The organism is Aeromonas sp. FDAARGOS 1409 (assembly GCF_019048705.1).
Lineage (GTDB): Bacteria > Pseudomonadota > Gammaproteobacteria > Enterobacterales > Aeromonadaceae > Aeromonas > Aeromonas sanarellii.
In genome coordinates this window covers 3861747-3875204 of record NZ_CP077395.1, presented here as the reverse complement: position 1 = coordinate 3875204, position 13458 = coordinate 3861747, and the positions used below count along the sequence as shown (strand labels likewise).

The following is a 13458-nucleotide window of genomic DNA, read 5'->3' as shown; positions in this document are numbered from 1 at the left end:
TCAGTCTGATAAATGGAATTGATATGGATCTGAAACAGCTAGGTTATCTGCTGGCGGTGCGCGATGCCGGCTCCTTCACCCGGGCAGCCCAGGCACTGCATGTGGCCCAGCCGGCCGTTAGCATGGCCATCGCCAAGCTGGAGCAGCAGCTCGATCTGCGGCTGTTCGACCGCCAAGATCGCAGCGTGCGCCTCACCCCTGAGGGAGAGGTGCTCTGCCGTCATGCCGAACGGCTGCTGCGCCAGATGCACCAGGCCGAGGCCGAGATGGCCGAGCTCAAGGGGCTGGAGCGGGGGGAGGTGCGCATCGGCATCCCCTACATGATGGGGTCCTACTATTTTCCCCCTATCCTGATGGCCTTCAAGCACCGCTATCCGGGTCTTAGGATCCGGGTGGAGGAGGCGGGCACCCGGGAACTGCTCAGCCGCATGGTGGACGGCAGCCTGGATCTCGCCATTCTCATCACCAGCGATCTGCCGCCGGCCCTCGAGGGGGCCCAGCTGCTGCGCGAAGAGATGTTGATGGTGGTAGGGGAGGAGCACCCGCTGCGAGGCGCGGATGCGGTCTCGCTGGCGCAGTTCTTCGAACAGGAGCTCGCCATGTTCCGGCGGGGGTTCTACCACAGGGAGCACATGGAGGTGTTGGCGCAGGGGCTTGGGCTAGAGCCCAATATCGCCTTCGAGAGCAATCTCATACCACTGCTCAAGGCGGTGGTGCGGCAGGGATTCGCCGTGACCACCTTCCTGCGCATGGCGCTGGAAGAGGAGCCGGCGCTCACCGGCGTGCCTTTCGCGCCGCCCATCTTCCTGGACCTCTGCGTGGCCTGGCGGCGGGGGGACCCGCTTTCCATGGCCAATCGGGCGCTGCGGGATTTTCTATTGTCCCAGGCCTCGCCCGAGGATGGCCCCGCCAGGGACCGCCGCCCGCGGTGACGGCACCCACAAAAAACGCCTCCAACGGGAGGCGTTTTTCATGTCGGCGCTGACTCGCCGGGCATCACTTCTTGAACAGGTGATCCAGCTTGTTCGCCTTGGTGGAGAGGTAGAACTCGTTGTGGGGGTTGCGCCCTTCCTGCAGCGGCACGCGCTCCGCCACCGGAATGCCAAAGGATTCCATCGCCTTCATCTTGCGCGGGTTGTTGGTCATCAGGCGCAGGGACTTGACCTCCAGGGCCTTCAGCATATCGGCACAGATGGTGTAGTCGCGCATGTCGGCGGCAAAGCCCAGCGCCACGTTGGCCTCGACGGTGTCGGCGCCTTGATCCTGGAGGTGATAGGCGCGGATCTTGTTGAGCAGGCCGATGCCGCGCCCTTCCTGACGGACATAGAGCAGGACGCCGCGGCCTGCCTTGGCGATCTTCTCCAGGGCGGCCTGCAACTGGAAGCCGCAGTCGCAGCGCAGGCTGAACAGGGCATCCCCGGTCAGACACTCGGAATGGATGCGCCCCAGCACGGGCTCACCGTTCGTGATGTCGCCCATCACCAGCGCGGCATGATCCTTGCCAGTGCCGGTTTCCTGAAAACCAACCAGCGTGAAAGTGCCCCAGGGGGTCGGCAACTTGGATTTGGCCACGAGGGTAACGCTGCTCATATGGTTGCTCCTGACTACAGCTGCTTGAAAAAGGGCGGCTAGTGTAGCGCGCCTTGTGCATAACAACCATAAGAACAAAACCTTGCGCGAGGAGGGGGTTAGCAGATTGGTCATAATAGGCGCAATCGCGACGACTTTTGCGCAATTGTGCGCCCTGACAACTGCCAGCGTCGATGCATTCGGGTATAATCGGCGCCCATTATCCCATCCCGATCAGGGATGCGGGCAACCCGTCAAGATGCCGAGTACGCAGGAGAAAAGTTATGGCTCGTATGGCCCCTGTTATGACAATTGATGGCCCGAGTGGAGCCGGTAAGGGCACCCTGTGCCAGCTGTTGGCAGAGAAACTGGGTTGGCACCTGCTCGACTCCGGAGCCATCTATCGGGTGCTGGCCCTGGCGGCCTTGCATCACGATGTGGAGCTTGACTCCGAAGCCGCGCTGGTCCCCCTGGCCGCCAACCTGGACGTGCAGTTCCAGGTCGATGGGGATCTGGTCAAGGTGGTGCTGGAAGGGGAGGATGTCTCCCGTACCATTCGCTCCCAGGAAGTGAGCGATGCCGCCAGCAAGGTCGCCGTCTTCCCCCGGGTGCGCGAAGCCCTGCTGCGCCGTCAGCGTGCCTTCCGCCAGGCTCCCGGCCTCATCGCCGATGGCCGCGACATGGGCACAGTGGTTTTCCCCGAGGCCGAGGTGAAGATCTTCCTCGACGCCAGCGCCGAGGAGCGGGCCCAGCGCCGCTATAAGCAGTTGCAAGATAAGGGCTTTGATGTTAACTTTGAGCGTCTTTTAACCGAGATTCGGGAGCGTGATGATCGCGACAGAAATCGCGCCGTCGCCCCCCTGAAACCCGCGGAAGATGCTCTTGTGGTAGACTCAACGTCTATGACCATAGATGAAGTGCTGGTGACGGTACTCGCCTATGCGGAGCAACAACTTGGTGACATCGGCGCGAGCTGATGCCAGTCGTCTGCACCACGGATGGCGCAGATAATTAAAAACAACCCCGCTTGTGCCGGATTGCGAGTGGATGTTTCATTTGTGACATAAACAATGATCGAATCTTTTGCTCAACTCTTTGAAGAGTCCCTGAACGCCGTTGAAACCCGTCAAGGTTCCATCGTCAAGGGCACTGTCGTTGCTATCGAAAATGGTTTCGTACTGGTTGACGCCGGTCTGAAATCCGAGTCCGCTATCCCGGCTGAAGAATTCAAGAACGCCATGGGCGAGCTGGAAATCAACGTAGGTGACTCCGTTGACGTGGCTCTGGACTCTATCGAAGATGGTTTCGGCGAAACCAAGCTGTCCCGCGAAAAAGCCAAGCGCCACGAAGCCTGGCTGCAGCTTGAAAAAGCTTACGAAGAGCAAGCTACCGTTATCGGTATCATCAACGGCAAGGTCAAGGGTGGTTTCACCGTTGAACTGAACGGCATCCGTGCCTTCCTGCCGGGTTCTCTGGTTGACGTGCGTCCGATCCGTGACACCGCTCACCTGGAAAACAAAGAACTCGAGTTCAAGGTCATCAAGCTGGACCAGAAGCGCAACAACGTTGTGGTTTCCCGTCGTGCCGTGATCGAAACCGAGAACACCTCCGAGCGCGAAAGCCTGCTGGCCAACCTGCAAGAAGGTCAAGAAGTTAAGGGTATCGTCAAGAACCTGACCGACTACGGTGCATTCGTAGATCTGGGCGGTGTTGACGGCCTGCTGCACATCACCGACATGGCGTGGAAGCGCGTTAAGCATCCTTCCGAAATCGTCAACGTTGGCGACGAGATCGCAGTCAAGGTTCTGAAGTTCGACCGCGAGCGTACCCGTGTATCCCTGGGTCTGAAGCAACTGGGCGAAGATCCCTGGGTTGCTATCGCCAAGCGTTACCCGGAGACCACCCGTCTGTCTGGCCGCGTGACCAACCTGACCGACTACGGCTGCTTCGTTGAAATCGAAGAAGGCGTTGAAGGCCTGGTACACGTATCCGAGATGGATTGGACCAACAAGAACATCCACCCGTCCAAGGTTGTCAACGTTGGCGACGTGGTTGACGTGATGGTTCTGGACATCGACGAAGAGCGTCGTCGTATCTCCCTGGGTCTGAAGCAGTGCAAGTCCAACCCGTGGCAGCTGTTTGCCGAAACTCACGCCAAGGGCGACCGTGTTTCCGGCAAGATCAAGTCCATCACTGACTTCGGTATCTTCATCGGTCTGGATGGCGGCATCGACGGCCTGGTTCACCTGTCTGACATCTCCTGGAACAACCAGGGCGAAGAGGCCGTGCGTGAATTCAAGAAGGGCGACGAGATCGAAGCCGTTGTTCTGCAAGTGGACCCGGAGCGCGAGCGCATCTCCCTGGGCGTCAAGCAGATCGAAGAAGACCCGTTCAACAAGTACCTGTCTGACAACAAGAAAGGTGCTATCGTGAAGGGTAAGGTTACCGAGGTTGATGCCAAGGGCGCCGTGATCGAACTGGCTGACGGCGTGGAAGGCTACCTGCGTGCTTCCGACGCTGCTCGTGACCGCGTAGAAGACGCCACTCTGGTGCTGTCTGTTGGTGACGAAGTTGAAGCCAAGTTCATGGGCGTTGATCGCAAGAACCGTACCGTAAGCCTGTCTGTCCGTGCCAAGGACGAGGCTGACGAGCGTGTTGCCATCGACAGCCTGAACCAGCAAGAAGAAGTTGTGTTCAGCAACGCCATGGCTGAAGCGTTCAAAGCCGCCAAGGGTGAATAATCCTTGATGCAAGAAAAGGGCGGCATTGCGCCGCCCTTTTTTATCCTGGCAAAATGATTATTGCATGTGATCGGGGAAGGAGATTTAACCTTATGACCAAATCAGATCTCATCGAACAACTGGCAGCCAGCCGCATGCACATGCCGGCCAAGGATGTTGAAGCCGCCATCAAGGAGATCCTTGAGCAGATGGCATCGACCTTGCAAAACGGCGACCGGATTGAAATCCGAGGATTTGGAAGTTTCTCACTGCACTATCGTGCGCCTCGCGTGGGCCGTAATCCCAAGACAGGGGACAAGGTTGAACTGACCGGGAAATATGTCCCGCACTTCAAGCCTGGCAAAGAGTTGCGCGAGCGCGTCAACATCGTCGAATAATGCAGAAATTGGCATACAAGGGTATGCCTTTTTTATTTTTACGACATTGAGGCCGTTCATTGTCGGGTTTCTCGAACTCTTTTCCCATTCGCTCTAGAGTCTGCCTGCGATTTTAAGGATAATCAGTCTCTCATTAGCTACAGACAGGGAGCTCCTATGAAGCGTATCTTGGCCCTCATCCCATTGGTGCTGGTGTTTGTATTGACCCTGGCCATAGGATCGCAAAATGGTCAGCTGGTTCAGTTCAATTATCTGATAGCTCAGGGTGAGTTCTCGCTGTCCATGCTGCTGGGTTTCTTCTTTGCCGGTGGCTTCCTGCTGGGCTGGCTGGTCTTCGGCCTGCTGTTCCTGCGCCTCAAGCTGCAAAACCGCACCCTGAACCGAACCATGCGTCGTCAATCTCGTGAATTGGAGCTTGCCCGGTCGACAGCCAAGGAATAACGTCCCTCGATGCTTGAACTGCTTTTCCTGCTGTTGCCTATCGCCGCCGGTTATGGCTGGTATATGGGACGCAGGAGTGTTCGCCAGGACACCCAGCAACAGAGTAACCAGTTTTCCCGCCAGTACGTGGCGGGTCTCAACTATTTGTTGTCCGACGAATCCGACAAGGCGGTGGACCTCTTCATCCAGCTGCTGGAAGTCGACAGCGATACCATCGAAACCCACCTCTCCCTCGGCAACCTGTTTCGTCAGCGGGGCGAAGTCGATCGCGCCATCAAGATCCACCAGAACCTGGTTGCTCGCCAGCTGACCCGGGAGCAGCGCCAGCTCGCGCTGCAGGAGCTGGCCCGCGATTTTCTGGCTGCCGGCCTGCTGGATCGGGCCGAGGCCATCTGGAAGGAGCTGTGCGAGGACAGCGACTTCGAGGAGACGGCGCTCTCCCAGTTGCTCGTGATCCATCAGCAGTTGCGCGACTGGGACAGGGCCATCGAGGTGGCCATTCGCCTGCAGAAATTCCAGGGCAAGAAGCTGGCCGAGCCCATCTCCCATTTCTATTGCGAACAGGCGGAGAGCGCCTTGCGCGACGGCGACAAGTCGGCGGGCATCGCCAGACTGAAACGTGCGCTCGTCGCCCACCCGGCCTGCGCGCGCGCCAGCCTGCGCCTTGCTGAGCTCTCGATGGAGGAGGGCAGGTACGAGGAGGCCAGCAAGGATCTGCTGCGGGTGTTCGAGCAGGACATCGATTTTGCCTCCGAAGCCATGCCAAAACTGCTTCGGTGCTACCAGCAGATGGGCCGCAGCCAGGAGCTGATCCCGCTGCTGGAGAAAGCGGTGGAGGATCATGCCGGCGTCAGCGTGACCCTGGCCCTGGCCAATCTGGTGGAGGCGCGCGACGGCCTGAGCCAGGCCCGCGCCCTGGTGCTGCGCCAGTTGCGGCGCCACCCCTCCATGAAGGGCTTCTACCAACTGGTGGGCTTCCAGCTGGCGAGCGCCGAGGAGGGGCCGGCCAAGGAGAGCCTCGAGCTGCTGCAGCAACTGGTGGGCGAGCAGATCAAGATCAAGTCGACCCACAAGTGCCGCCAGTGTGGCTTCGCCACCCATTCGCTGTTCTGGCAGTGCCCCTCCTGCCGGCAGTGGGGCACCATCAAGCCGATCCGCGGTCTGGATGGGGAATGAAGGGCACAAGGTGCCTTGCCTCTTGGGCTTAGCAGGCCTGAGCCCCGGACGAACAGGGCTATCCAAGTGATTCAGATGCCAGCGTGCAACCGGGGCCCCGGCTCGTGTTGCGCCTGGAGATGGCATAACAACCCATAGGAAGTGACATGCAAGACCCCAAAGTACTGGTTGCGCTGGATTATCAGCACGAGGCCGATGCCTTCGCCTTCATTGAGCAGATCTCCCCGGCCCAGTGCCGTCTCAAGGTGGGCAAGGAGATGTTTACCCTGTTTGGTCCCCAGTTCGTGCGCCAGTTGGTGGCCAAGGGTTTCGACGTCTTCCTGGATCTGAAATTCCACGACATCCCCAACACGGTCGCCAAGGCCGTGGCCGCCAGCGCCGAGCTCGGCGTCTGGATGGTCAACGTCCATGCCAGCGGTGGCGAGCGCATGATGCGGGCCGCCAGGGAGGCGCTGCTGCCCTATGGTGACAAGGCGCCCCTGCTCATCGGGGTGACGGTGCTGACCAGCATGGAGCAGTCCGACATGGCTCCTCTGGGTCTGGATGTGACCCCGGCCGAGCAGGTGATCCGCCTGGCCACCCTTGCCAAGACGGCGGGACTGGACGGGGTGGTCTGCTCCGCCGAAGAGGCGAGCGCGCTGAAGGCCCTGCTCGGCGCCGACTTCAAGCTGGTGACCCCGGGCATTCGTCCGACCGGCTCGGCCGCCGGGGATCAGCGCCGCGTCATGACACCGCGGGCCGCGGTGGAGGCGGGGGCCGACTATCTGGTGATCGGTCGACCCATCACCCAGGCTGCGGAGCCAGCCGCCGTGCTGGGGGCGATCAACGCCGAGCTCAACGGCTAGTTTGTGTCGCCCGAATGCAACAGGCCGGATCCCGATCCGGCCTGTTGCATTTTGATGGGAAGACTAGTGCTGCTGCGAGCGGGTGAACCTCGTACCCGCAGGGTTCAAGACTTGACGGCCTGCACACCCAGACCAAGGGGGAAGAGGCCGAGCAGCAGGCCGGCGGCCGAGCCGATGAAATGGGATTCGATGTGTACCCTTGCACCGATGAGGGCGGAGACCGGGCTCTCCCCGGCGCTGTAGAAATCCAGGCCGAGCTTGATGACGATGCCCGCCAGCATCAGCCAGCCGGAATAGCGGCGGTAACGGATGTCCTGCATGGCACCCCACACGAACAGGCCGTGTAGCAGGCCGGACAGCCCCATGTACCATTGGGTCTGCGGGCACCACCACCAGATCCCCAGCCCCACGGCCGCGCCCAGCAGCAACAGCAGCACGGGCAGGCGCCAGGCCGCCAGGTACTCCTGGAACAGGCTGTAGAGGACCGCCAGTCCGCTCAGGTTGAGCAGCAGGTGCCACAGATTGGTGTGGGCCAGATTGCCTGTTATGATGCGCCACCCTTCCCCCTGGGCGATCAGGTTGCGATCGAAGGCGAGCTGATGGTTTGGCACGGTGAAGAAGAGCAAGGCAGTGACGAGCGAAAGCGTGATGACCCAGAGCAGACCCGATTTTTCTGACAACATGAAACAGCCCAACGACAAAGAGAGCCGATACTGTACACGCTGTACCCGAGCCCTCAAAGCGTGCCTGTGCGAATATGTTCGGCAAGTGCCCCATCATGCTCCGCTCCACATTCTGCAACACCCGACCGAGGTGGGTCACCCCAAGGGGACGGCGGCGCTGCTGGCCGCTTCGCTCGGCCATGCCCGCATCCATGTGGGAGAGGATTTTGAGGGGGACGAAGGGCTCAACGCCCTGCTGGCCGACCCCGACGTGCAGTGTTATCTGTTGTGGCCAGATGACGAGGCGCTGACTCCGCTTCAGGCCAGGGCGCACCTTGCGCGCCGCGCAGGGCAAGGGAAGGCGAGCGCGCACTTTATCCTGCTCGACGGCACCTGGCGCAAGGCCTATCGCATGTTGCACCGCAACCCGGCCCTGCTCGGGCTGCCGCGGATCACGCTCGGCGCCATCGCCGGGCAATATTCCATTCGCAAAAGCCCCTTTACAGGGGCCTTGTCGACCCTGGAGGCGGGCTACCATCTGTTATCCCAGTGGGAGGGTGACGCCGAGCGCTTCGCCCCGCTGATGGAGCTCTTTACCCATTTGAACCGGCAGTGGCATGAGTTTGCCGATGGCCGCCGCCGATGAACTGTCCAGAGTACGCCGCCTGCTCGTCAGGGGGCCAAGAGGAGTGATCAACGTGAAAAAAGCCGTCGTGGTATTCAGTGGGGGGCAGGACAGCACCACCTGCCTGGTGCAGGCACAGGCCCGGTATGACGAAGTGCACGCCATCACCTTCGATTACGGCCAGCGCCACCGGGCGGAGATAGAGACCGCCCGCCAGCTGGCCGGGACGCTCGGGATCGCCGCCCACAAGGTGATGGACGTGACCATGTTGGGGGAGCTGGCCATCTCTGCCCTGACCCGGGACGACATACCGGTCAGCGGTGAACTGCAGGATAACGGCCTGCCCAATACCTTCGTGCCGGGGCGCAACATCCTGTTCCTGACCCTGGCCGCCATCTATGCCTACCAGGTCGGTGCCGAGGCGGTGATCACCGGGGTGTGCGAGACGGATTTCTCCGGCTATCCCGATTGCCGCGACGACTTCGTCAAGGCGCTCAACCAGGCAGTGTCGCTCGGGCTGGATCGCGCCATTCGCTTCGAGACCCCCCTGATGTGGCTCGACAAGGCCGAGACCTGGGCACTGGCGGATCACTATGGCCACCTCGACACCGTGCGCCACCAGACCCTCACCTGCTACAACGGCATTCAGGGGGACGGTTGTGGCACCTGTCCCGCCTGCGAACTGCGGCGGCGGGGGCTCGATCGCTATCTGGCCGATCAGGGGGGCATCCGGGCCAGGCTGTTTGAGAAAACCGGGCTCGGCGAGAAAAGCGGATCTTGAGCCTGCGCCTCGGCAGCCTTTGGGGTATAATCCGCGGCTTTTGCAGCCAGTCGTGATCAAGATGCACTACCCAATCAACGAGATCTTCCAGACCATCCAGGGGGAGGGGGTCTTCACCGGCCTGCCCGCCATCTTCGTACGCCTGCAAGGCTGCCCTGTGGGCTGCCCCTGGTGCGATACCCGCCATACCTGGGTCGTGGATCCCGAGCGCGAGGTCGCGCGCGACGAGGTGCTCGATCGATCCAACGAATCCGATGGCTGGAGCAGGATGAGCACGGAGGATATCCTGGCCAGCTTCCAACGGCTTGGCTACCTTGCGCGCCACGTGGTGTTAACCGGCGGCGAGCCCTGCCTCTATGATCTGAACGAGCTCTCGTCGGTCCTGGTGGCATCGGGCTACCAGGTTCAGATCGAGACCAGCGGTACCAGCGAGATCCTGACCCACGAGCAGACCTGGGTGACTGTCTCCCCCAAGATCGGCATGAAGGGGGGCCTGCCGGTGCTGGTGTCGGCCCTCGAGCGGGCCAACGAGATCAAGCATCCGGTGGCGACCGAGCACCATATCGAGGAGCTGGATGCCCTGCTGGCGACTGCCCGGTTGCGCCCCGACGTGGTGATCGCACTGCAACCCATCAGCCAGAAGCCCAGGGCCACCGAGCTGGCCATGGCGACCTGCATCGCCCGCAACTGGCGGCTCTCCATCCAGACCCACAAATACCTGAATATCGATTGATATGGACGGACTCTCCGATGAACGGGTATTGCTCACCCTGGCCAGCAAGATGCCCTACGGGAAATATCGGGGGCGACGCATCATCGATATTCCGGAGCCTTATCTGGTGTGGCTGGCGCGCAGCGGTTTTCCGGCCGGTGCCCTTGGCCAGTCATTGGCGCTGGCCTACGAGATAAAACTCAATGGGCTGGAGTCGATGATTATTCCCATTATTAACAGGATGTCAGAATGAGAATATATACGAGGCAGGGGGACAAAGGACTCACGCGGCTGGCCGACGGCACGTCTCTGGCTAAAGATGATCGGCGCGTGGAAACCTATGGCGCCATCGATGAGCTGAATTCCCAGATAGGGCTCTTGATGGCCGAAATACCCGCCGACGAGACGGCATTATTGGCCGAATTGATATTGTTGCAGCAGGAGCTGTTTGATTTGGGGGGCGAGTTGGCCTTTTCCAGCGAGGCGCAAAATCCCGCCTTGTGGCAGGTCAACGAGCGCTGGACGCAGAGGCTCGAACAGCAGATCGATGTCTATAGTGCCCAGTTGCCGGCACTGCGTAATTTCATCCTGCCGAGCGGCTCGCGGGCGGCGGCCCAGGCTCACGTAGTGCGAACCCTGACCCGTCGCTGCGAGCGCCTGCTGCTGGGCCTGAGCCGCGAGGAGCGGGTGAACCCCGCCGTGTTGCCCTATCTGAACCGGCTGAGTGACTGGTTTTTCACCGTAGCCAGATACCTGCTGGTCTCCTCGGGCACGCCGGAGATTCTCTGGGTCAAGGCGGCGGATAGGCGCTGAGGAGCTCATGGAGCGGGCAATAAAAAACCTCGCCTAGCGAGGTTTTTTATTGGGCGGGACAGCGTGTCAGGGATCAGATGGCAAATTCTTCCACCGACTTGCCTTCGGCCACGGCCTTGGCAATGACGGAGGGCATGCGACCCTGGCCGGTCCAGGTTTTTTCCACACCATTGTCCAGATAGCGATATTTGGCGGGGCGGGGGGCTCGCTTGCCCTTGCTTGCCTTGGGAGCATCGGCGACAACGGTATTGACCAATTCAGCGGGATCGATCCCGGCTGCCTTCAGCATTTCGGCGTATTCGGCAATTTTCTTTTGATGCTCTTCACGGGCCTGGCGCTCGGCAGATTCATCCTGCTGACGTTCGGCCACCACGGCGGAGAGTTTCTCCAAACCTTCTTCCAGCTGTTCCAGAGTCAATTCGCGGCAAGTCGCCCGCAGGCTACGGATATTCAACAGTACTTTCAAAAATTCGTTCATATTGGCTACCACGCGAGCAAGATATTAGGGGAAGAGATTGTTTTTTCGATAATCTATAGGGGGATTCGGCATCAAGTCAAGCCTGCCGAAATAATTAATTAGCCTGATAAATTAAGTCAGATAAATATTCGTGGCGATATATTTTCCTGCATCTGTCTGCGTTCATTTCCGAATGAGTTCCAACCAGATGAAAATATCGTCGACATGAGCGATGGCGCACCATTTGACTACCATTTGCCTTGCTTGTGCCATACCTGCCTTGAAATTTAATCAAAAAACTTGCCATCACCCGGTAGCTCGATAAAATGTGCCGCGAATACCTTTAAGTAGAGGCGCGCTGCCTATGAGTAACCGAGCGGAGGGTGATGCCTGTGATGCTCGATGAAAGGAGTCGGCGCCGAAGTGACCAGGCCATCATACCGGGTTGCTGGTTCTGCATCTAATAGGTGCAGGACTGCCATAGTCATCCACTATGGAGCGCTACCTGAAGGGGCTGAGGAGTATACCCTCCCCATGGGTTTTGTTTCTTTGATCCTCTCGGTAGATCTCCACCTGTTGTCTTTAGGTGCAAAGAGATCATGGACATCATTCATTACGCCGACTCCGGTTGGTCCGTCGTTCCCCCCTTGCTGGCCGTCGCCCTGGCGATCATCACCCGTCGCGTCCTGGTGTCGCTGGGGGTGGGCATAGTCGCGGGCAGCCTGCTGCTCAACCAGTTTTCCCCCCTCGCGTCACTGCACTACATGCTCGACACCGTGCTCAGGATCTTCTGGGTCGACGGTGCGCTCAACCGCGACAACGTCAACATGATCCTCTTCATGTTGCTGCTCGGCGGCCTCATCAGCCTGATGAGCGTCTCCGGCGCCACCCGGGCCTTTGCCGAGTGGGCCGAGCGCCGTGCCAAGACCCGCAAGGGAGCCAAGACCCTCACCGGCATGATGGTGTTCGCCTTCTTCATCGACGACTTCTTCCACAGTCTGTCGGTGGGGGCCATCTGCCGTCCGGTCACCGATCGCTTCCAGATCTCCCGCGCCAAGCTGGCCTACCTGCTGGACTCCACCGCGGCGCCGGTCTGCGTGCTGATGCCCATCTCCTCCTGGGGCGCCTACATCATCGCTCTGGTGGGTGGCATCATGGCGGCCCACGGTCTGACCGAGCAGAGCCCCATCTCCGCCTTCGTCGAGATGATCCCGATGAACCTCTATGCGGTGTTCACCCTGATCATGGTGCTGGTGGTGATCGCCTTCCAGCTCGACATCGGCCCCATGCGCCAGCATGAGCAGTGGGCCCTGGAGGGCAAGCTGTGGGATGAGTCCAAGGGACGTCCCATCGGTCTGGACATGGAGAGCCCGGAGGAGAGCAACGGCGGCATGATCGACATGGTGCTGCCGATCCTGACCCTCACCCTGGCCACCGTCTACTTCATGATCGACTCCGGTGCCAGCGTGCTGGAGAGCAAAGGGCTGCCGTTCAGCGTGCTCGGATCGTTCGAGAATACCAACGTCGGCTCCTCCCTGGTCTATGGCGCCCTGTGCAGTCTGGTGGTCTCCATCGGCTTGGCCATGCGCCTCAAGCTCGGGGCCAGCAACTGGATGAAGGCCGCGCCTCAGGGGATCATGGCCATGCTGCCCGCCATCAACATCCTGCTGTTTGCCTGGACCATAGGCGCCGTGGTGCGCGACGTGGAGACCGGTAAATACCTGGCTTCCCTGGCCAACGGCAACCTGCCCATCGAGGTGCTGCCGGCGGTGGTGTTCATCCTCTCCTGTGCCATGGCCTTTGCCACCGGCACCAGCTGGGGCACCTTCGGCATCATGCTGCCGCTCGCCGGCGACATGGCGGCCGCCAGCGACCTCAGCCTGATGCTGCCCATGCTGGCCGCCGTGCTGGCGGGCTCGGTGTTCGGCGATCACAGCTCGCCCATCTCCAGCACCAGCATCCTCTCGGCCACGGGGGCCGGTTGCCACCACATCGATCACGTGATGACCCAGCTGCCCTATGCGCTGGCCATCGCCTTCGGCGCCGCCCTCGGCTATCTGGTGATGGGCTTGATGCACTCCGTGCTGGCAGGCTTTACCGTCAGTGCGCTCTGGTTCCTGGTCTTCTCAGGTTACCATCTGCGCAAAACCCGGCAGCATCGCGCGCTGGCCGTCGCATAAGAGAACAAGGGGCCTTCGGGCCCCTTGGTTTTGGCGGGGGCTTTCGTTAGCATGCCCCCCATCATTCCCGTATCGGAAC

At 60.5% G+C, this 13458-nt stretch carries 16 protein-coding genes and 1 riboswitch; of the genes, 13 read left to right on the top strand and 3 right to left on the bottom strand.

Annotation, left to right across the window (positions count from 1 at the left end):
• Positions 1–23: 23 nt before the first annotated feature.
• Entirely contained in the window at positions 24–932 is a 909-nt protein-coding gene (locus tag I6L39_RS18075; protein ID WP_209792631.1) for a LysR family transcriptional regulator, read from the top strand.
• A gap of 64 nt (positions 933–996) precedes the next feature.
• Here I6L39_RS18075 and ribA read toward each other — a convergent pair whose 3' ends face one another.
• Positions 997–1590, bottom strand: a complete 594-nt coding sequence (gene ribA, locus I6L39_RS18070; protein ID WP_042076516.1) for a GTP cyclohydrolase II — start codon at positions 1588–1590, stop codon at positions 997–999.
• 263 nt (positions 1591–1853) lie between these two features.
• Between ribA and cmk the strand changes: the two genes are divergently transcribed.
• From cmk to pyrF, 6 genes are all read left to right on the top strand, one after another.
• Positions 1854–2546: a (d)CMP kinase gene (gene cmk, locus I6L39_RS18065; protein ID WP_042076515.1), complete on the top strand. Its 693-nt coding sequence runs from the start codon at positions 1854–1856 to the stop codon at positions 2544–2546.
• Positions 2547–2639: 93 nt separating this feature from the next.
• On the top strand, positions 2640–4310 hold the full coding sequence (gene rpsA, locus I6L39_RS18060; protein WP_011705690.1) for a 30S ribosomal protein S1: 1671 nt from the start codon (positions 2640–2642) through the stop codon (positions 4308–4310).
• A gap of 92 nt (positions 4311–4402) precedes the next feature.
• Positions 4403–4687 (top strand): integration host factor subunit beta, encoded by a 285-nt coding sequence (gene ihfB, locus I6L39_RS18055; protein ID WP_005337145.1) that lies wholly within the window; start codon positions 4403–4405, stop codon positions 4685–4687.
• 156 nt (positions 4688–4843) lie between these two features.
• Complete coding sequence (locus tag I6L39_RS18050) at positions 4844–5128, top strand: LapA family protein (RefSeq protein WP_042016623.1); 285 nt, start codon at positions 4844–4846, stop codon at positions 5126–5128.
• Positions 5129–5137: 9 nt separating this feature from the next.
• A complete protein-coding gene (gene lapB / locus I6L39_RS18045) occupies positions 5138–6304 on the top strand; it encodes a lipopolysaccharide assembly protein LapB (protein WP_042076514.1) in 1167 nt (388 codons plus the stop codon).
• Positions 6305–6450: 146 nt separating this feature from the next.
• The gene (pyrF, locus tag I6L39_RS18040; RefSeq protein ID WP_042076513.1) at positions 6451–7149 is read left to right on the top strand and encodes an orotidine-5'-phosphate decarboxylase; all 699 of its coding nucleotides are present in this window, start codon (positions 6451–6453) and stop codon (positions 7147–7149) included.
• A 104-nt stretch (positions 7150–7253) separates the two neighbouring features.
• Here the strand turns inward: pyrF and rrtA are convergent, their stop codons facing one another.
• The gene (gene rrtA, locus I6L39_RS18035) at positions 7254–7832 is read right to left on the bottom strand and encodes a rhombosortase (protein ID WP_244462922.1); all 579 of its coding nucleotides are present in this window, start codon (positions 7830–7832) and stop codon (positions 7254–7256) included.
• Here rrtA and I6L39_RS18030 point away from each other — a divergent pair.
• The 5 genes from I6L39_RS18030 to I6L39_RS18010 all read left to right on the top strand — a co-directional run bounded on the left by I6L39_RS18030 (position 7798) and on the right by I6L39_RS18010 (position 10742).
• Complete coding sequence (locus I6L39_RS18030; protein ID WP_216990427.1) at positions 7798–8457, top strand: tRNA-uridine aminocarboxypropyltransferase; 660 nt, start codon at positions 7798–7800, stop codon at positions 8455–8457. The two genes, rrtA and I6L39_RS18030, sit on opposite strands and share 35 nt — an antisense overlap.
• A gap of 52 nt (positions 8458–8509) precedes the next feature.
• Complete coding sequence (gene queC, locus I6L39_RS18025; protein WP_042076649.1) at positions 8510–9217, top strand: 7-cyano-7-deazaguanine synthase QueC; 708 nt, start codon at positions 8510–8512, stop codon at positions 9215–9217.
• Between the two features lie 61 nt (positions 9218–9278).
• Positions 9279–9950, top strand: a complete 672-nt coding sequence (gene queE / locus I6L39_RS18020) for a 7-carboxy-7-deazaguanine synthase QueE (protein ID WP_216990426.1) — start codon at positions 9279–9281, stop codon at positions 9948–9950.
• A 1-nt stretch (position 9951) separates the two neighbouring features.
• The gene (locus I6L39_RS18015) at positions 9952–10182 is read left to right on the top strand and encodes a DUF3820 family protein (protein ID WP_042076511.1); all 231 of its coding nucleotides are present in this window, start codon (positions 9952–9954) and stop codon (positions 10180–10182) included.
• On the top strand, positions 10179–10742 hold the full coding sequence (locus I6L39_RS18010; RefSeq protein ID WP_216990425.1) for a cob(I)yrinic acid a,c-diamide adenosyltransferase: 564 nt from the start codon (positions 10179–10181) through the stop codon (positions 10740–10742). The genes I6L39_RS18015 and I6L39_RS18010 overlap by 4 nt, the downstream gene beginning before the upstream one ends.
• 73 nt (positions 10743–10815) lie before the next feature.
• Here the strand turns inward: I6L39_RS18010 and I6L39_RS18005 are convergent, their stop codons facing one another.
• Positions 10816–11220 (bottom strand): H-NS family nucleoid-associated regulatory protein, encoded by a 405-nt coding sequence (locus I6L39_RS18005; RefSeq protein ID WP_216990424.1) that lies wholly within the window; start codon positions 11218–11220, stop codon positions 10816–10818.
• Between the two features lie 319 nt (positions 11221–11539).
• Positions 11540–11711: riboswitch (Lysine riboswitch) on the top strand.
• 87 nt (positions 11712–11798) lie between these two features.
• Here I6L39_RS18005 and I6L39_RS18000 point away from each other — a divergent pair.
• Positions 11799–13379 carry a Na+/H+ antiporter NhaC family protein gene (locus tag I6L39_RS18000; protein ID WP_216990423.1) on the top strand — a complete coding sequence of 527 codons (1581 nt, stop codon included), beginning with the start codon at positions 11799–11801 and terminating at the stop codon, positions 13377–13379.
• The last annotated feature ends 79 nt before the right edge of the window (positions 13380–13458 follow it).